The sequence below is a fragment of the Rhizobium sp. RU33A genome, from assembly GCF_900156055.1.
Classification (GTDB): domain Bacteria; phylum Pseudomonadota; class Alphaproteobacteria; order Rhizobiales; family Rhizobiaceae; genus Allorhizobium.
This window is the reverse complement of sequence record NZ_FTMQ01000001.1, coordinates 456911-475355: the sequence shown is the minus strand read 5'-3', so window position 1 is coordinate 475355 and position 18445 is coordinate 456911. Positions and strand designations below refer to the sequence as shown.

The following is an 18445-nucleotide window of genomic DNA, read 5'->3' as shown; positions in this document are numbered from 1 at the left end:
CCGTTCAGAAAAGCCCGACCGGGAAATAGCGCAGATAGATTTCTTCCAGCCGCCCATCCTTTGACAGCGCCGCAAGGGCGCTCTCAAGCGCGGCGGCAAGGGCCCCATCCTGCCCGCCCACCATGATGGTCATGCCTTCACCGAGATGGCGCTCCGACAAAAAGGGCCCATCGAGAAAGCTGCAGCAGCCGGCAGCCGAAGGGCTCATCATCCAGAAGGAGAGTTGGAGGGCATCAGCGAAGACGGCCTCGACCTCCTTCTCTTTCAGTCCTGTCATGAGGGCGCCCTGATCGTCGAAAACTGTCGGCGTGATGCCGGGAAAGAAGGCCTGCAACATGGCTTGATGCGCGGTATCTTTGACGACACCAATCTTGCGACCAGTGAGCGCCTCGACATCCTGACGAGCAAGGACCGCGTCGTTTCGCACCAGGAAACGTGCAGGCAACAGCAGATAGGGTCGAGTGAAATTGAACCGTTCACGCAGCTCTTCCGTCACCGCGACGCCCGCCATCACCGCTTCCCCCTGCCCACTTTCCAGCGCCGACGTCAGCTGCTCATACGGCAGAGCCTGGATCTGGCAACGGGTCTGAAGACCGAGCTCGTCACACAGAGCGCGGGCAAGATCGACATGGAAGCCAGTCAGCCGGCCGCTCTGATCGGTAAAGTTGAAGGGCGGAAAATCCGTGGTGGTCAGGAAACGCAGCCGCAGCACGCTTGTGACATCCGGCCGGACCAGGCGCTCGCGTGTGTCGAAGAGGACGGGAAGATCGGTTTCCTGAGCCCGCACAGGCGGCGCCGACAGCAGCGCGACGAACAAAATCGCGGTGACCCAGGGCCACAACCCCGCAAAATCTAGGGATGTAACTTTTGCGCGCATCTCTATCATCTTCAACCGGGGTCAAGGTAGGGCGTCGTTCAGACCGGATGACGTGTAGCAGCTTGGTGTGGATGAGGGAATACGGGCCGCGGATGGTCGCCGCGCGCCCAGGGTCAACGCGGGGGCAAGACCAGCGGAGCGCGGTAGGCGCGGCCGACACGGAAAGTCTGGCCCGGCTGAAATGCGAAGCGCGGTTGCTGCATGTGCTCGGCATTTCCAAACCGCTGATTGCCCGCTTGGCAAAACGCGCCGCGGCCAACGGGACCTCTGTCGAAGCCGAACTGCTCGCCAGCGGCATCGTCGAGGAAGAGGCCTATTTTGCCGGGCTTGCGCGGATGTATGGCCTGCCCTTCCTGCCGGAGATCGACCCTTCGCTGCTTGTGGACCATGCTTACAGCGACACCCAGCTCGCCGAGCCGCGCATGCTGCGGCTACACTACAGCGACCGGCCGCCGGTCGTGGCGATTGCCCCGCACATTCTCAACATGGAGGGTCTCGCAAAACGCTTCGGTCGGAACGGACCGGGCGCTGGCACCCTGGTCGTGACGACGCCGACCGCCATCCGGCGTGCCAGCTGGAAGGTGGGGGAAAACAGACGCGTGGGCCAGGCCGTGCGCGGTCTGTTCGACACGCTCCAGCCGCTTTCGGCGCGGCTCGTGGTGACCGGTGACCAAGGCTTCGTGGCCGGCGCCGGGCTCTGTCTGATCTGTCTTTTTTCGATCATGGCGCCGATGCTCGCCGCCGTCATCAGTCACCTCACACTTTCGCTCTTTCATACGGCTGCCCTCATGCTGCGCATGGCCGTCGTTTCTCACGGGCGACGCCACCGGGTCTGCGAAGCAAAGCTCGAGCATGGCAGCGATGTTCTGCCTGTCTACACCGTCATGGTGGCGCTTTATCGGGAGGCCGATGTCGTGCCGCAACTGCTCGCCGCCCTCGATGCGCTCGACTGGCCGCGCAGTCTCCTGGACGTCAAGCTGGTCTGCGAGGCCGACGATCACGCGACGATCGAGGCGATCCGTCGATCCAATCCCGGCCCTCATGTCGAGGTGGTGGCCGTGCCGGCCATGGCGCCGCGCACCAAGCCCAAGGCACTCACCTATGCTCTGGCCGGCGCACGCGGCGAGTTCCTCACCATCTACGATGCCGAGGATCGGCCGCATCCGCAGCAGCTGAGGGAAGCCTATCACGCCTTCCGGCTCGGTCCGCCGGATCTCGCCTGCCTGCAGGCGCCGCTGGTGATCGGCAATGCCGGCGAAAGCTGGATCAGCGCCATTTTCGCGCTCGAATATTCGGCGCTGTTCCGCAGACTGCTGCCAGCCCTCGGCTACTACCGCATGCCGCTGCCACTCGGCGGCACCTCCAACCATTTCAAGACCGCCCTCCTCAGAGCCAGCGGCGGCTGGGATCCCTACAACGTCACCGAAGATGCGGATCTCGGCATGCGTCTCTACAGAATGGGGTATCGATCATCGACCCTGACGCTGCCAACCTACGAGGATGCGCCGACCGATTTCCGGATCTGGCTTGCTCAGCGGACCCGCTGGTACAAGGGATGGCTGCAGACCTGGCTGGTGCTGATGCGCCAGCCCGTGCGAACCGCGCGCGACATGGGATTTCTATCCTTCCTCGTCTTTCAGCTCCTGGTCGGCGGCATGCTGATTGCAGCGCTCAGCCATCCCGGCCTGATCGTCTTCCTCACGCTGCTTGCGATCTCCCTGATGCAGGTCCCGGTTGCGCAGCCGAGCCTCTTCACGACGATCATGCTCGCCATGGACATATTCAACATCCTCGGAAGCTACGCGATCTTCTTCGTGCTCGGCGCGACCCCGATGAGCAAGGGCGAGAAGGAGGGCGTTGGCTGGAAATGGGCAATGATCCCGGTTTACTGGATGGCCGTGTCGCTGGCGGCCTGGAAGGCCGTGATCGAACTCAGGCTGAAGCCTTTTCACTGGAACAAGACACCGCATCGCCCCAGTCGAGCCATTTTGCCCGCGTCAGAGTGATTGCTCGGACGCCATCGGCACCATAGTGTGAAGGCGACGCATCCAACCGGGAGACGACGGATATGGTGACACTGCTCGGCATTTCGGGAAGCCTGCGCAAGGGCTCGCTCAACACGGCTCTGATGCAAGCCGCCGCAGCCCTGCCGGCAGACGGTTACAGGATGGAAATAGCCGGCATTAACGGCATACCGCTTTATGATGGTGATCTCGAGGAAGCCGAGGGCATCCCGGCAGCTGTCACCGCGCTCAAGGAAAAGATCATCGCCGCCGATGGCGTGATCCTGTTTACGCCTGAATACAACAACGGCATCCCCGGCGCCTTCAAGAACGCCATCGACTGGCTGTCACGCCCGTCGTCTGACATGGCTCGAGTCTTCGGTGGAAAGGCCTTCGCTCTTGTCGGCGCGTCGCCTGGAAATTTCGGCACGCTGCTCAGCCAGAATGCCTGGCTCCCGGTGCTGCACACGCTCGGCTGCCGGACGTTTTCAGAGAAGCGGCTGATGGTGTCGCGGGCGCACACGCTGTTCGATGCCGACGGCAAGTTGACGGATGAAGCGACCGCCAAGCGGCTCGGCGACCTGCTGGCAGCGTTTGCAAAGTTTGCGGAGAAGTAGTGAGAAGAAGCTGGAGCGGGTGAAGGGAATCGAACCCTCGTATTCAGCTTGGGAAGCTGCTGCTCTACCATTGAGCTACACCCGCGCGCGGTCTGACGAATCCAACAGTTCGGGCTGGGTGTCAAGCCGAATGGCATACAAAGGGGCGCGGTGACGCCCCTCTTTCGTCAGGGCAAACGGAAGTGCTTGGAGAGCTTCAAGCCCTGCGCTTGATAGTTGGAGCCGAGGCCCGTGCCGTAGAGGCCTTCCGGGCGCTCCTGCATGTGCTCGTAGACCAGGCGGCCGATGACCTGGCCGTGCTCGAGGATGAAGGGCACTTCGTGGCTGCGGACTTCCAGAACCGCGCGACTGCCTGAGCCGCCGGCCGGCGCATGGCCGAAGCCTGGGTCAAAGAAGCCGGCATAGTGCACGCGGAATTCGCCGACGAGCGGGTCATAGGGCGTCATTTCGGCAGCATAGAGAGGCGGGACATGCACTGCTTCGTTCGAAACGAGAATGTAGAACTCGTCCGGATCGAGGATCAGTTCGTCGCGACCGCGGCTGTAAAGTGGCTCCCAGAAATCCAGCACCTCGTGGGCGCCTTTCAGGTCGACGTCGATGACCGAGGTGTGGTGCTTGCCGCGATAGCCGATCAGGCCTTGCGGTCCCGATCCCTTCAGATCGATCGACAGCGCAATGCCACCGCCCGAGACATTCGGCATGTCGCTCGCCACCAGCGTCTCGGCCTTGTGCAAGTCGAAGAGTTCGGCCTCGCCGAGCAGCGCATGGCCGGTGCGGAAACGGATCTGCGAGAGGCGCGAGCCGCGCCTTACGATGATCGGGAAGGTGCGCGGCGAGATTTCGAGATAGAGCTGGCCCTTGTAGCCGGCCGGCACCTTGTCGAACTCCTGGGCGTAATCAACCATCACCCGGGTGAAGATGTCGAGGCGGCCGGTCGAGCTCTTCGGATTGGCGGACGCCGAAATCTCCGCCGGGAGGTCGAGGCTTTCCATCAGGGGCACGATGTAGACGCAGCCGGTTTCGAGCACCGCCCCGTTTTCGAGGTCGATCTCGTGCAGGGTCAGCCGCTCCAGCTTTTCGGCCACGGTGTGGCCCCTGCCAGGCATGAAGCTCGCGCGGACACGGATCGCCTTGCCGCCCAGACGCAGGTCGAGGCTTGCCGGCTGGATCTGGTCCTTGTCGAGCATGACCTCGCTCTTCAGCTGGCCGCCACCGAACAAGGCGCCGATCGCGCGATCGGACAAAATCCCGGGTTTCAAGGTCATGATCTCAATCCTGTTTGGGGTCGACAAAACCAAAGCCCACCAATTGACGCAAGGCCCGCAAGAGCGTAATTGCTGCCTTATCCCGTGGTGATTTGGCCGGTCGGCTTGCAGCCACGTTAAACAAGTGGCTAAATAGACCGGGTTTACGAAACCGGTCCGTTCACGCGACCGGTTTTTTTGTGTTCGAAAGGCACGTGCATGAGCAAGAACTGGCGCCCGGCCACCACCCTCGTCCATGGCGGCACGCTGCGCTCTCCTTATGGCGAGACGTCTGAAGCGATCTTCCTCACCCAGGGCTTCGTCTATGAAAGCTCGGAAGCGGCAGAAGCCCGCTTCAAGGGCGAGAACGACGGCTATATCTACGCCCGCTATGGCAGCCCGACCAATGACATGTTCGAAAAGCGCATGTGCATGATGGAAGGCGCCGAGGATGCGCGTGCGATGGCGTCGGGCATGGCGGCCGTTGCTGCTGCCGTGCTCTGCCAGGTCAAGGCCGGCGACCATATCGTGGCTGCCCGCGCCCTGTTCGGCTCCTGCCGCTATGTCGTCGAGACGCTCGCTCCACGCTACGGCGTGGAATGCACACTGGTCGATGGTCGTGATCTCGCCAATTGGGAAGCGGCGATCCGGCCGAACACCAAGGTGATGTTCCTGGAAAGCCCGACCAACCCGACGCTCGAAGTGATCGACGTAGCAGGTGTGGCCAAGCTCGCCGATCAGATCGGCGCGAAGCTGATCGTCGACAACGTCTTTGCGACCCCCCTCTTCCAGAAGCCGCTGGAACTCGGCGCGCATGTCGTCGTCTACTCCGCGACCAAGCATATCGACGGTCAGGGCCGCTGCCTCGGCGGAGTGGTCTTGTCGTCGAAGGAATGGATCAACGAGAACCTGCACGACTATTTCCGCCATACGGGCCCTGCCATGTCGCCGTTCAATGCCTGGACGCTGCTGAAGGGCATGGAAACGCTGCCGCTGCGGGTGAAGCAGCAGACGACAAGTGCGGCTGCGATTGCCGACTTCCTGGCGGACCAGAGTGCCGTTGCCAAGGTCATCTATCCCGGTCGCAAGGACCACCCCCAGGCCGATATCATCGCCAAGCAGATGACTGGCGGCTCGACGCTGGTCTGCTTCGAGCTGAAGGGCGGCAAGGAAGCGGCCTTCAAGCTGCAGAATGCCATGGAGATCGTCAAGATTTCCAACAATCTCGGCGATGCCAAGAGCCTGATCACCCATCCGGCGACCACCACCCACAAGAACCTGACCGACGAGGCGCGTGCCGAACTCGGCATCTCGGGGGGTACGGTTCGCTTCTCCTGCGGGATCGAGGATACGCAGGACCTGCTGGACGATTTCGCACGGGCACTCAAGACAGTCTGAACGCAACGCCCGCGATCATGCACGCAAATATTCAGCCGCGACAGGCGTTGCGGCTGGCGCATTGCCCTTGACGTAAGGAGTTGCGTCGTTATCCCTTCAAAAGGCATGGTGTTTGTGTGTCGCCCTTGCTGCCGCCACAATGAGCGCCATCTCTATCACTGTTGATGACAAGCTTTCTCAGGGTCCAGGCATGTATCGCGCGCTGACACGGGACATAGAGGTTCTGGTCGAACCATACTATCTCGAAGAACAGTCGGACCCCGATGACAGTCGCTATGTCTGGGGCTACCGGATCGTGATCTCCAATCACTCGGGCAAACCCGTGCGGCTGACCCATCGCTACTGGTACATCACCGACCAGAACGGTCAGGTTGACGAAGTGAACGGCCCGGGCGTGGTGGGCGAACAGCCGCGCCTCGATCCTGGCGACACCTATGAATACTCTTCCGGCTGTCCGCTCGATACACCCTCGGGCATGATGTACGGCACCTACCGCATGGAAACCGACGACGGAGAGACCTTCGACGTCGAGATCCCGGCCTTTTCCCTCGACAGCCCGGGCATGGTCCGCACCCTCAATTGACGATTGCCAGTTGAGTTGAATGGCACCAACCGCTATCTGGAGACATCGATCCCGACGCCATCCAGAGGGCTAAACCGGCATGAGCATTACCCATCTCGTCACCCATAGTGGCGGCTTCCATGCCGACGAACTCTTGTCGTCCGTCATCCTGTCAAGGCTTTACCCAGACGCACAGATCGTGCGCAGCCGCGCACCGGACTGGATCACGCCCGCAGCAGCCCGGATCATTTATGATGTCGGCGGCGCCTATGACGCCGAGGCGCAGATCTTCGACCACCATCAGCGCGGCGCACCACTTCGCGACGATGGTCAGCCCTATAGCTCCTTCGGGCTGATTTGGAAGCATTACGGCCGTGCCTATCTTGCTGCCATGGGTCTCCCGGCCGATCATATCGAGACGGTCCACCTGGGCTTCGATGCGAAATTTGTTCTGCCCATCGACCTGATGGACAATGGCGCGCTCAGCCCTGCCACGGCCGGGCCACTGGCCGATCTCACCCTGCCGAGCCTCCTCGAAACGCTGAAGCCCGTTTTCGACAACAAGGAGCCCGGCGCCGACGATCGCGGCTTCCAGTCCGCCCTTTCGATTGCACGGATGATCGTCGAAGCTGCCATCGGCCAGCGCGCGGCCAAGCTGCGCGCCGAGACCATGGTTCTGGAAGCGATCGCAGCGACAGGCGAAGGTCGGGTCCTGGAATTGCCGATGGGCATGCCGTTCCGCCCGGCCATCGTCAAGGCAGGCGCCGACCATCTGCTCTTCGTCATTCACCCGCGCGACAAGGACTGGTGCATTACCGGGATCCGCAAGGCGGAAGGCAGTTTCGAGCAGCGCGCGGACCTACCCCCTGCCTGGGCGGGTTTGAGCAATGGCGATCTGGAGGCCGTCTGCGGTGTGAAGGGCGCCACCTTCTGTCACAACGGCCGCTTCATCGCGGCAGCAAATTCGCGTGACGCGATCCTCGCCATGGCGGAAATCGCGGTGGAGGAGGCGATCGGCGGTCACCCGGCATCATCGCAGGTGTAAACCCTCAAAGCGCTTGCTACATTCAACAATAGAAAAGGCCGGATCACTCCGGCCTTTCTCATCTTCAGCATTTCGATCGATCAAGCCGGCGTCAGCTCTCCCGGCTCGAAATCATAATTGGTCGAGCAGAATTCGCAGGTCACGGTAATCTTGCCGTCTTCGGTGCTCGCCTCGATCTCCTCAGCAGAGAAGCCCTGGAGAACACCCTTCAGGCGGTCGCGCGAGCAACTGCAGCGGTCGTAAACCGCCTGCGGTTCGTAAGCCCGCACACCCCGCTCGTGGAAGAGGCGGAACAGCAGCCGTTCGATACCCACCTGCGGATCGGTCAGCTCATCGGCATCGATCGTCTCGACCAGCACGCGGGCCTCATCCCAGGCATCGTCGCCGTGTAGGTCGGCATCGCGGTCGTCGCCATCGCCGCCATGCAGATCCGGCTGGCGCATCCGCTCCGGCGCCTCCGGCAGGAATTGCGCGATGAGACCACCTGCCCGCCATGTGCGACGCGGTTTGCCGTCGGCATCCCGATCAAAGAGCTCGGCGGCCCCAAGGCGGACGCGCGTCGGGATCTGTTCCGACTGGCGGAAATAGACACCTGCGATGTCCTCGAGCGACGTGCCGTCGAGCGGCACGATCCCCTGATAGGGCTGCATGAAGGATCCCTGGTCGATGGTGAAGGCGAGCACGCCCACGCCGAGCAGCTCCTCAGGCGAAGCACGACCGGCAGCGATTGCATCGGCCACCGCCTGCTCGTCAAAGCGGGCATAGGCGCGCACATTTTCAGGCGAGCTGAAATCGGCAACCAGCAGATCGACCGGGCCGTCGCCCTTGGTCTGGACCGTAAACTTGCCCTCGAACTTCAGAGACGTCCCGATCAGCACCGTCAAGACGATGGCTTCCGCGAGAAGCCGCGCGACTGGCGCCGGATAGGCGTGACGGTCGAGAATGGAATTGATCAACGGTCCGAGCTGGACGGCACGGCCGCGCACATCGAGGCCCTCTACCTGGAAGGGAACCACGCGATCGTCACCGGCGAAACCGAATTCGCCGAGTTCTGCTTGTCTCATCGACATGAATGTACTCCCGGCGCTTGAAGCGCCAAACGCTGGGCCCGAGCGGCCCGATCAGAAACGGCACAGATGGGATCACCCGCGCCAAAGGTCAAGTCGGGCGCGAACACCCTTGCCCTGCCTCAGATCGCGCCGAGGCACCAGGCGAGGATCGACTTCTGCGCATGCAGGCGGTTCTCGGCCTCGTCGAAAACCACCGACTGCGCGCCGTCGATCACCTCGTCGGTGACTTCTTCGCCGCGATGAGCCGGCAGGCAGTGCAGGAAGAGGGCCTCCTCCTTCGCCTTCTTCATCAGCTCCGCATTGACCTGGAAAGGCTGGAAGACGTTATGGCCACGTGCCTTGTGCTCCTGGTTCATCGACACCCAGGTATCAGTGATCACCGCATCAACGCCGGCGACCGCACGATCGGCATCGTGGCACAGCATGATCTCGCCGCCATTGTTGCGGGCCCAATTCAGGATCTTGTCGTCGGGCTCGGAGCCCAGCGGCACGGCCATGTTCATTCGGTAACCAAAGCGCGCCGCGCCTTCGACGAGCGAATGCAGGACATTGTTGCCGTCGCCGGTCCAGGCGAGCGTCTTGCCCGCCACGGAGCCACGATGCTCCTCGATGGTCATGATGTCCGCCATAATCTGGCAGGGATGAGTGAGATCCGTCAGGGCATTGATGACCGGAACCGTCGCATGCTCGGCCATCTCCATGAGACGCGCATGGTCAGTGGTTCGGATCATGATCGCATCGACATAGCGCGACAGAACCTTGGCGGTGTCGCCAATGGTCTCAGCGCGACCGAGCTGCATCTCCGTGCCAGACAGGAAGAGGGTCTCGCCACCTAGCTGCCGCATGCCGACATCGAAGGAAACACGCGTGCGGGTGGACGGCTTCTCAAAAATCATTGCCAGCATCTTGCCGGCGAGCGGCTTGTCGGCGGTGCCGGCCTTGGTCGCCTGCTTGCGGGTCTTCGCGTCCTCAAGAATGCCGCGCAGGTCCCCGGCCGTCATGGCGGAGAGATCGAGAAAATGCTTCGGAGATGCCATGAATGGGTCCTGTCTTAGGCGGATGCTGCGACTGCGGCCTTGGCGCGGATGTGCTCCGCGGCGCGTTCGATACGGGCGAGACCGTCGCGAGCTTCTTCCGCGGTCACCGTCAGCGGCGGCAGGAGACGGATAACGTTGTCGCCGGCGGGAACGCCGAGCAGATGCTCGTCGCGCATTGCCATCAGCAGTTCGGTGTTCGGGATCTTGGCCTTGATGCCGAGCATCAGGCCTTCGCCACGCACTTCCTCGATCACATCCGGGTAACGATCCTTCAGCGAGGCGAGACCCTGGCGGAAGACGAGGGCTGTGTCGCGAACATTGTCGAGGAAACCGTCGCCGAGCACGACGTCGAGAACAGCATTGCCGACGGCCATACCAAGCGGGTTGCCGCCATATGTCGAGCCATGCGTTCCGGGTTTCATGCCGTAAGCGGCCTCTTCGGTTGCCAAGCAAGCGCCGAGCGGGAAACCGCCGCCGATGCCCTTGGCGACCGCCATGAGGTCGGGCGTGATGCCGGCCCATTCATGGGCAAAAAGCTTGCCCGTGCGGCCAACACCGCACTGCACTTCGTCGAGGATCAACAGCAGGCCGTACTCGTCGCAGAGGTCGCGCAAGGCGCGCAGCATCTCCACCGGGATCGGACGAATACCGCCCTCGCCCTGCACCGGCTCGACAAGGATCGCAGCGGTTGCATCCGTTATCGCGGCCTTGACGGCGTCGAGATCACCAAACGGCACCTGATCGAAACCCGGGGCCTTGGGACCGAAGCCTTCGAGATATTTCTCCTGACCACCCGCTGCGATCGTCGCGATGGTGCGACCGTGGAAGGCGCCTTCCATCGTGATGATGTGGAACTTCTCCGGGTGCCCCTTGGCAAAGTGATAGCGGCGCGCCGTCTTGATAGCGCATTCGAGAGCTTCGGCGCCGGAATTGGTAAAGAAGACGCGGTCGGCGAACGTCACATCGGCGAGGCGCTTGGCCAGCACTTCCTGGCCCGGAACCTCATACAGGTTCGACAGATGCCAGACCTTGTCCGCCTGCTCCTTCAGGGCGCCGACAACATGGGGGTGACCATGGCCGACCGACGTTACGGCGACGCCAGCTGCGAAATCGAGATAACGTTCACCACGTTCCGTCATGAGCCAGACGCCCTCGCCTCGCTCGAAACGCAGAGGCGCCCGATTATAGGTCTGATAGAGCGGCGTAGCTTCGGCCATGGCTTTCACGTTCCTTCTCGACGATCCGTCCAAGGGACGGCACGGCCCTTTGCAGGCCTCGAAAAAATTAAAAATGCCGCCTTGCGGCGGCGCGGGCACTATCGGCACTTCACCCTGCAATGTCAACGAATTCCGCAGGAATCGCAGGAGTAGGCGCCGATTTGGCCGGTTCGCGCCAGAAGCGTGCGCGGCTAGATTCCACCTGTTGCATACTTGACTCACTCGGGAAGCAAGTTGGGGAAAACCGGAAAATCGATTCCAGATGATTCCCCCGACTCTTGTCACGGAGTCAGCGTGCCACTAGGTTAAATTTCATTAATAGATTGCATGCGGCGGAAGTGCTCACCGACAGTAACGAGGCGGTTATGTTTCGAATTCGTTCGAAGCAGGGGTGACGGATTCTGCCATGACAGACGCGAGCGGCGGAGAGAAGTGGCATGACAACTGCGCAATGGAGTGACGACAGGGTCGAAAGACTGAAGCGACTGTGGGCCGAAGGCCTCAGCGCAAGCCAGATTGCGGCGCAACTCGGTGGCGTGAGCCGAAATGCCGTTATCGGCAAGGTTCACCGCCTCAACCTGCCGGGCAGGGCCAAGGCAGGCGGCAGCTCGACTGCGGCACGCCCGGCAAAACGTCCGGCGCAGACCCAGCGTCCGGCGACCTTCCAGAACCGGCCTGCGGCGACGGCGACCACGCGAACCGTGACCCGTGCAGCTGGCGCGACAATGCTGAAGGAAGAGATCGAGGTCGAGGCCTACGAGGAAGTCGAAGTTCGCCGCCCACTGAACGTGGTCGTGCCGATTTCGCGGCGCCTCGCCCTGACGGAACTGACCGAGCGCACCTGCAAGTGGCCGATCGGCGATCCGATGAAGGATGATTTCCACTTTTGCGGCTGCGAAATTGCTGATAGCGCGCCTTACTGCACCTATCACGCGAAGCTCGCCTACCAGCCGGTCAGCGAACGCCGCAAGGCTGCTCGCTGATCCATCGGCGAGTTCGAGACATCTAGCGGGTCCTTCGGGGCCCGTTTTCTTTTGGGCTATGCTGAAACGAAGAGGGCCGCAGCGGATGATCCGTGCGGCCCCTCAATCGAAAGCTGGCGTCTTCAGGCTTCCATGGAATAACCCGCGCCGCGGACGGTGCGGATGACATCCTGCATGTTCGAGAAGTTCAGCGCCTTACGCAGGCGGCCGACATGCACGTCGACCGTGCGCTCGTCGACATAGATATCGTGACCCCAGACACCGTCCAAAAGCTGAGACCGCGAGTAGACCCGGCCGGGCGATGCCATGAGGAACTCCAGCAGCCGGAATTCCGTCGGACCAAGGCGAACCTCGCGGCTCTTGCGATGCACCCGATGGGTCTCGCGGTCGAGTTCGATGTCGCCGCAGCGCAGGACGCTGGAAAGAACCTCGGGCTTGGCACGACGCAGCATGGCCTTGACGCGGGCCATCAGCTCCGGCGTCGAGAAGGGTTTGACGACATAATCGTCCGCACCCGTGGCCAGGCCACGCACCCGCTCGCTTTCCTCACCGCGCGCCGTCAGCATGATGATCGGCAGACGCTCGGTCTCGGGTCGGACACGCAGGCGCCGGCACAGCTCGATGCCGGAGACGCCCGGAAGCATCCAGTCCAGGATCAGCAGATCCGGCACACGCTCCTGAAGGCGGATCTCGGCCTCGTCGCCCCGCAGGATCGTTTCGACCTCATAGCCCTCGGCTTCGAGATTGTAACGCAGGAGGACCGAAAGGGCCTCTTCGTCTTCCACCACGGCAATTTTCGGCTGCATCAAACATCAACCCCGCTGGACAATATCACTCGGTGATCGCGCCAACGGAAGAGGTCAGGTCTTCCTTCGGGCGTTCGCCTTCCGGCTGGGCGCCGGTAGTCATGTAGTAAATGGTCTCGGCGATATTCGTCGCGTGGTCGCCGATACGCTCGATGTTCTTGGCGCAGAACAGGAGATGGGTGCAGCTCGTGATGTTGCGCGGATCTTCCATCATGTAGGTGAGGAGTTCGCGGAACAGCGACGTGTAGATCGCATCGATCTCCTCGTCGCGGTCACGGATGGACTTCGCCTTTTCAGCCGAACGGGTCGTGTAGACGTCGAGCACTTCCTTGAGCTGGGCGAGTGCCAGATCAGACAGATGCTCCAGGCCACGGGCGAGCTTGCGCGGCACGCCTGTTGCCTGAACGGCGACGACACGCTTGGAGTTGCTCTTGCCGAGATCACCGACGCGCTCGAGATCGGCAGCGATCCGCAGCGCGCCGATGATTTCGCGCAGATCCGAGGCGACCGGCTGGCGTTTTGCGATGGTGACGATCGCCTTGTCACCGATCTCGCGCTCCATGGCATCCATGAGCACGTCGTCGGAGATAACCTTCTGCGCGAGCGCCGCGTCGGAATTGACCAACGCGCGCACGCTTTCGGCGACCATCTGTTCCGCAAGACCGCCCATTTCGGAGATGCGGCGCATCAGGAACTTCAGTTCCTCGTCGAAGGCCGAGTAGATGTGAGTGGAGCCCATTTGAAACGTCCTTGAAATTGAGTTCAACCGTGGATGACGTCAGGGCTCAGCCGAAGCGGCCCATGATGTAATCCTGGGTGCGCTGGTCATCCGGATTGGTGAACATCTTGTCGGTGTCGTTCTCCTCGACCAGTTGGCCGAGATGGAACATCGCGGTACGCTGGGAGACACGTGCAGCCTGCTGCATCGAGTGCGTCACGATGACGATGGTGAAATTCTCGCGCAGTTCGTGGATCAGCTCCTCGACCTTGGCGGTCGCGATCGGATCGAGCGCCGAGCAGGGCTCGTCCATCAGGATGACTTCCGGGCTGACGGCAATCGCACGGGCGATGCACAGACGCTGCTGCTGACCGCCGGACAGGCCGGTGCCGGTTTCCTGTAGGCGATCCTTCACCTCGTTCCAGAGGCCGGCCTTCTGCAGAGAACTCGCAACGATCTCGTCCATATCGGCCTTCTTGGCCGCGAGCCCATGGATGCGCGGCCCATAGGCGACGTTTTCATAGATCGACTTCGGGAAGGGGTTGGGCTTCTGGAAGACCATGCCCACCTTGGCCCGCAATTGCACGGGATCGACGCGGCTGTCGTAAATGTCTTCGCCATCGATCTGGATATCACCCGAGACGCGAGCGATCGACACCGTGTCGTTCATCCGGTTCAAGCAGCGCAGGAAGGTCGACTTGCCGCAACCCGATGGGCCGATAAAGGCCGTGACTGCGCGGTCCCGTATGTCGACGTTGACATCCTTCAAGGCATGTTTTTCGCCGTAGTACACCTGCACGCCACGGGCGGTGATCTTGATTTTGGGCTGGTTCACGGAAGTCTCCGTCAATATGGATGCGTGATACATTCGGGGTGTCCTTCAGGGATTTACCAACGGCGCTCGAAGCGGCGGCGCAGGACGATGGCAAGGATGTTCATGACCAGCAGGAAGAGCAGCAGAACGATGATGGCACCCGAGGACCGTTCGATGAAGGCCGGATCGGCACGCGACGCCCAGGAGTAGACCTGTACCGGGAGTGCGCTCGCCGGGTCGAGGAAGCCACCTTCGAACGGCCCTGACGGATAGTTGGCCACATAGGCAACCATGCCGATCAGCAGCAGCGGGCCGGTTTCACCCGCTGCAGATGCGAGGCTGAGGATCGCTCCGGTCATGATGCCGGGCGCGGCCAAAGGCAGGACATGGTGGAACACCGTCTGCATCTTCGACGCTCCGACGCCCAGAGCGGCATCGCGAATGGATGGCGGGACGGCACGGATCGCGGCGCGCGTCGCAATGATGATGGTCGGCAGCGACATCAACGTGATGACCAGCGCACCCACAATCGGGGAGGATGCCGGGAGCCCGACAAAATTGATGAAGACCGCAAGTCCAAGGATACCGAAAACGATCGACGGCACGGCAGCCAGGTTCGAGATGTTCACTTCGATCAAATCGGTGAACCAGTTTCGCGGCGCGAATTCCTCGAGATAGATCGCGGCAGCCACGCCGAGAGGCAAGGACATGATCACCACCAGAAACATCATGTAGGCGGTGCCCATGATGGCGATGCCAAGGCCTGCGGCTTCCGGGCGCAAGTCGGACGCATCAGGCGCCGTGATGAAGCTCCAGTTGAACTTCGTCTCAAGTATGCCTGCTTCGACCAGCTTGTCGGCCAGGTCCAGCTGCGCGGGCGTCACATTGGAATCCCGTTCAGCGATTTCGCGCGTCACGCGACCCTTGAGATAGCCATCCACGCGGCCTGTGGCGAAAACGTTCACAGTGATCGTCTGGCCTACCAGTGACGGATCGGCCAGGACTGTTTCGCGCAGCCGAGCCGGAGCATCCTTGGAAATCATGTCGGTGACTTCCTTTTCGGACATGCCCTCGACTGCAATACCCTCATCGGCCAGATGCTTGACCAGAGATTGCCCCAGGATGCGCGCATAGCCGATCGTCGTGACCGAAGCCATCTGCGCCGGATCGCGCGAGCCGGCCTTGTCCACAACCGCAGCGTCGATCATGACGGGATAGCTGATCGTCGCCTGAACGAAGGCCGAAGAGCCGTCGCGGATGATGGTGAACAGCATGATCGCCAGGGTGAGCAACGCGATCACGATCGCAGCGACACCATACATGCGGAACCGAATTTCTGCGGCATTGCGACGCTTCATCAGCGGGGTCTCGCTCATGAGCGAACTGCTGGACTGCGGCATGGCGAAAGGAGTGCGATCGATGATGTCGGTCATTCGTATTGTTCCCGGTATTTGCGCACGATCCAAAGCGCGAAGATGTTGAGCCCAAGCGTAATCACGAACAGCGTCAGGCCAAGCGCGAAGGCCACGAGCGTCTCCGGCGAGTCAAAGGCAAGGTCGCCCGTCAACTGACTGACGATCTTCACGGTGATCGTCGTCATGGCCTGGAAGGGGTTCAAGTCCAGCTTGGCGGCTGCCCCTGCCCCCATGACCACGATCATGGTTTCGCCGATGGCACGGCTGGCAGCAAGCAGGACAGCACCGACAATGCCGGGAAGGGCCGCCGGCAGCACGACCCTGCGGATGGTCTCGGATTTCGTCGAACCCAGGCCCAGAGCCCCATCGCGCATCGACTGCGGCACGGAGTTGATGATGTCATCGGCCAGCGACGAAATGAAGGGGATGTTCAAGATCCCGATCACGAGTCCGGCCGTGAGAACCGACGAGCCCGAATTGCCCAGTCCGGTCGGTACAGCGAAATAGTCGCGGAGGAATGGGCCAACCGTCACCAGTGCGAACAGGCCGAAAACGACGGTCGGGATACCGGCGATCACTTCAATCACCGGCTTGATGACCGACCGAACCCGCGGCGAAGCATATTCGGCCGTGTAAATCGCAGCGAAGATGCCGATTGGAGCAGATACGCACATTGCAACAAAGCTGATGTAGAGCGTGCCCCACAAAAGCGGCGCCAGTCCCAGTTCCGAACCGCCACGGAACTGCGGGTTCCAGGTCAGGCCGAAATAGAAATCGGTGATCGGATACAGACCGAAGAAGCGGATACTCTCGGACAGGAGCGACATCACGATGCCGAATGTGGTGAGGATCGCAACGCCGGCCGATGCGATCAACAGCCAGCGCACAAAGGTCTCCGACACATTCCGGGCGCGGTAGTCTCGGTGTATACGCATGAAGGCGAAGATGAAACCGGCCACGGCGAGGACCAACACCGCACCGTTCATCAGCATTGCGCCCGTGCGCTGCATGACCCGGTATTCCTTGGCCGCCTCAAAGATTTCAGGTCTGACTTCTGCGCCAAGAGCAACGCCGACTTCGGCCAGTCGGCCGCGAATATCGGAAAAACCGGCCTGCATGTTGCGCAGCTCATCGTCGGTCATGCCGGAGCGCTGCTGCAGGGCATCCAAGCCATCGGCGATGCGGCGCACGTCTTCGACTGCAAGGGTCGTGGATGTGGCGTCGAATGCCACCTGAGAACCCAGCAGGCCGACAATGCGCGAGTCGATCAGCAAAGGCTGCGCGACAAGCCAGATTGCCATCAGTAGGAAAGCCGGCACTGCGGCAAACAGCGCAACCGTCTGGCCATAATAGCCCGGCAGCGAATGAAGGTTCCGAGCGTCACCGCCCGCGCTCTGTATCGCGCGACGTCGGCCAAAGAAAAAGCCAATCACGGCCAATGTCAGTAGGATTAAGGACAGAATGCCGACGCTCATGGGAAATCCGGTTTTCGCAAGAGGAAGAAGGGCGCCTCGTGGCGCCCTTCTGTTTCAGACGAAGATCACTCGACCGGCGCCATTGGCGTGCCGGCGGAAACCATTGCCTGGGTCGCCTTCAGTTCCGGGTCGGAGACGAGGCCGTAGGCAGCCAGCGGGCCGTCAGGACCAGCCATGTCGTCCGATACGAAGAAGTCGACATACTCCTGGAGGCCAGGGATCACGCCGAGGTGAGCCTTCTTGACGTAGAAGAACAGCGGGCGCGACACAGGGTATTCACCCTTGGCAATCGCTTCGGTGGTCGGGACAATGCCCGCCATCGTTGCTACGCGCAGCTTGTCGGTGTTGTTCTGGTAGAACGACAGACCGAATACGCCGATACCGTTCTTGTTGGCGTCAACGCGGGCGAGCGTCTCGGTGTAGTCGCCGTCGATGTCGATCGACAGACCGTCGGTGCGCAGCGCCATGCAGCCTTCTTCAGCCGCATCTTCGTCGCCGTTTGCAGCCGTCTTCAGGGCTTCATACGTGCCGTTTGCTTCGCAACCGGCGAGAATCACCTTCTCGTCGAACACTTCGCGCGTGCCGTGCTTGGTGCCCGGAACGAAAACCATGATGTCCTGCGCAGGCAGGGCAGGATTTACGTCAGCCCAGGTCTTGGCCGTGTTGTCGACCAGAGCGCCGTCCTTCAGGACCTTGGCAGCCAGCGCGCCATGGATGTCAGCCTGCGAAAAGGCGAATTCCGGGCCATTGACGTCGGAAGCGAAGACGATGCCGTCGTAACCGAAGCGGACTTCGAGGATCTCGGTTACGCCGTTCGACACGCAGAGCTCATAGTCGCCCTTGGACATGCGCGAGGACGAGTTGGCGATGTCCACAGTGTTGGCGCCAACGCCTTCGCAAAGCTTCTTGCGGCCAGCACCCGAACCGCCGCCTTCAACGACCGGCGTCGGGAAAGAGAAGTTTTCGCCGAAAGCTTCGGCAACGATGGTGGAATACGGCAGCACGGTCGAGGAACCGGTAACCTGGACCTGATCACGAGCTGCAGCCGCGCCAGTGACGGCAACGGAGGCGACCAGCGCCGCAACAGAAATTTTCAGAATGTTCATCATACTCTCCCGTGGATGAGTTTTTGTGTCTGTGGCCGCAATCGCGTCCGTCGCGGCC

The 18445-nt window shown here is 61.6% G+C and carries 17 protein-coding genes, 1 tRNA gene and 1 riboswitch; of the genes, 6 read left to right on the top strand and 12 right to left on the bottom strand.

What is annotated here, in order from left to right; translation table 11 throughout:
• Positions 1 to 4: 4 nt before the first annotated feature.
• Complete coding sequence (locus BW978_RS02380; RefSeq protein WP_076391863.1) at positions 5 to 877, bottom strand: transporter substrate-binding domain-containing protein; 873 nt, start codon at positions 875 to 877, stop codon at positions 5 to 7.
• Between the two features lie 203 nt (positions 878 to 1080).
• Here BW978_RS02380 and BW978_RS02375 point away from each other — a divergent pair, with 203 nt between their 5' ends.
• Positions 1081 to 2883: a glycosyltransferase family 2 protein gene (locus tag BW978_RS02375; protein WP_244551898.1), complete on the top strand. Its 1803-nt coding sequence runs from the start codon at positions 1081 to 1083 to the stop codon at positions 2881 to 2883.
• Positions 2884 to 2945: 62 nt separating this feature from the next.
• The gene (locus BW978_RS02370; RefSeq protein ID WP_076391861.1) at positions 2946 to 3497 is read left to right on the top strand and encodes an NADPH-dependent FMN reductase; all 552 of its coding nucleotides are present in this window, start codon (positions 2946 to 2948) and stop codon (positions 3495 to 3497) included.
• Positions 3498 to 3508: 11 nt separating this feature from the next.
• Here BW978_RS02370 and BW978_RS02365 read toward each other — a convergent pair.
• A tRNA-Gly gene (locus BW978_RS02365) sits at positions 3509 to 3582 on the bottom strand.
• Positions 3583 to 3664: 82 nt separating this feature from the next.
• Complete coding sequence (locus BW978_RS02360) at positions 3665 to 4762, bottom strand: 2'-deoxycytidine 5'-triphosphate deaminase (protein ID WP_076391859.1); 1098 nt, start codon at positions 4760 to 4762, stop codon at positions 3665 to 3667.
• A gap of 74 nt (positions 4763 to 4836) precedes the next feature.
• Positions 4837 to 4915: riboswitch (SAM riboswitch) on the top strand.
• A 45-nt stretch (positions 4916 to 4960) separates the two neighbouring features.
• Here BW978_RS02360 and BW978_RS02355 point away from each other — a divergent pair.
• The 3 genes from BW978_RS02355 to BW978_RS02345 all read left to right on the top strand — a co-directional run bounded on the left by BW978_RS02355 (position 4961) and on the right by BW978_RS02345 (position 7746).
• Complete coding sequence (locus BW978_RS02355; RefSeq protein WP_076391857.1) at positions 4961 to 6139, top strand: O-succinylhomoserine sulfhydrylase; 1179 nt, start codon at positions 4961 to 4963, stop codon at positions 6137 to 6139.
• Positions 6140 to 6329: 190 nt separating this feature from the next.
• Complete coding sequence (apaG, locus tag BW978_RS02350; protein WP_076393134.1) at positions 6330 to 6722, top strand: Co2+/Mg2+ efflux protein ApaG; 393 nt, start codon at positions 6330 to 6332, stop codon at positions 6720 to 6722.
• 79 nt (positions 6723 to 6801) lie between these two features.
• On the top strand, positions 6802 to 7746 hold the full coding sequence (locus BW978_RS02345) for an MYG1 family protein (RefSeq protein WP_076391855.1): 945 nt from the start codon (positions 6802 to 6804) through the stop codon (positions 7744 to 7746).
• An 80-nt stretch (positions 7747 to 7826) separates the two neighbouring features.
• Here BW978_RS02345 and BW978_RS02340 read toward each other — a convergent pair whose 3' ends face one another.
• From BW978_RS02340 to BW978_RS02330, 3 genes are all read right to left on the bottom strand, one after another.
• On the bottom strand, positions 7827 to 8816 hold the full coding sequence (locus BW978_RS02340; protein WP_076391853.1) for an Hsp33 family molecular chaperone: 990 nt from the start codon (positions 8814 to 8816) through the stop codon (positions 7827 to 7829).
• 119 nt (positions 8817 to 8935) lie between these two features.
• Positions 8936 to 9853 (bottom strand): ornithine carbamoyltransferase, encoded by a 918-nt coding sequence (gene argF, locus BW978_RS02335; protein ID WP_076391851.1) that lies wholly within the window; start codon positions 9851 to 9853, stop codon positions 8936 to 8938.
• A 14-nt stretch (positions 9854 to 9867) separates the two neighbouring features.
• Positions 9868 to 11070 (bottom strand): aspartate aminotransferase family protein, encoded by a 1203-nt coding sequence (locus BW978_RS02330; protein WP_076391849.1) that lies wholly within the window; start codon positions 11068 to 11070, stop codon positions 9868 to 9870.
• 437 nt (positions 11071 to 11507) lie between these two features.
• Here BW978_RS02330 and BW978_RS02325 point away from each other — a divergent pair, with 437 nt between their 5' ends.
• The gene (locus BW978_RS02325) at positions 11508 to 12053 is read left to right on the top strand and encodes a GcrA family cell cycle regulator (RefSeq protein ID WP_076391847.1); all 546 of its coding nucleotides are present in this window, start codon (positions 11508 to 11510) and stop codon (positions 12051 to 12053) included.
• A 122-nt stretch (positions 12054 to 12175) separates the two neighbouring features.
• Here the strand turns inward: BW978_RS02325 and phoB are convergent, their stop codons facing one another.
• From phoB to BW978_RS02295, 6 genes are all read right to left on the bottom strand, one after another.
• On the bottom strand, positions 12176 to 12859 hold the full coding sequence (gene phoB, locus BW978_RS02320; RefSeq protein WP_076391845.1) for a phosphate regulon transcriptional regulator PhoB: 684 nt from the start codon (positions 12857 to 12859) through the stop codon (positions 12176 to 12178).
• A 25-nt stretch (positions 12860 to 12884) separates the two neighbouring features.
• Positions 12885 to 13598 carry a phosphate signaling complex protein PhoU gene (gene phoU / locus BW978_RS02315; protein WP_076391843.1) on the bottom strand — a complete coding sequence of 238 codons (714 nt, stop codon included), beginning with the start codon at positions 13596 to 13598 and terminating at the stop codon, positions 12885 to 12887.
• Positions 13599 to 13644: 46 nt separating this feature from the next.
• On the bottom strand, positions 13645 to 14445 hold the full coding sequence (gene pstB / locus BW978_RS02310) for a phosphate ABC transporter ATP-binding protein PstB (RefSeq protein ID WP_076391841.1): 801 nt from the start codon (positions 14443 to 14445) through the stop codon (positions 13645 to 13647).
• Positions 14446 to 14465: 20 nt separating this feature from the next.
• On the bottom strand, positions 14466 to 15824 hold the full coding sequence (gene pstA / locus BW978_RS02305) for a phosphate ABC transporter permease PstA (protein ID WP_076391839.1): 1359 nt from the start codon (positions 15822 to 15824) through the stop codon (positions 14466 to 14468).
• The gene (pstC, locus tag BW978_RS02300) at positions 15821 to 17281 is read right to left on the bottom strand and encodes a phosphate ABC transporter permease subunit PstC (RefSeq protein WP_076391837.1); all 1461 of its coding nucleotides are present in this window, start codon (positions 17279 to 17281) and stop codon (positions 15821 to 15823) included. The genes pstA and pstC overlap by 4 nt, the downstream gene beginning before the upstream one ends.
• A 65-nt stretch (positions 17282 to 17346) precedes the next feature.
• Positions 17347 to 18387, bottom strand: coding sequence for a substrate-binding domain-containing protein (locus tag BW978_RS02295; RefSeq protein WP_076391835.1), 1041 nt, complete (start codon positions 18385 to 18387; stop codon positions 17347 to 17349).
• Between the last annotated feature and the right edge of the window lie 58 nt (positions 18388 to 18445).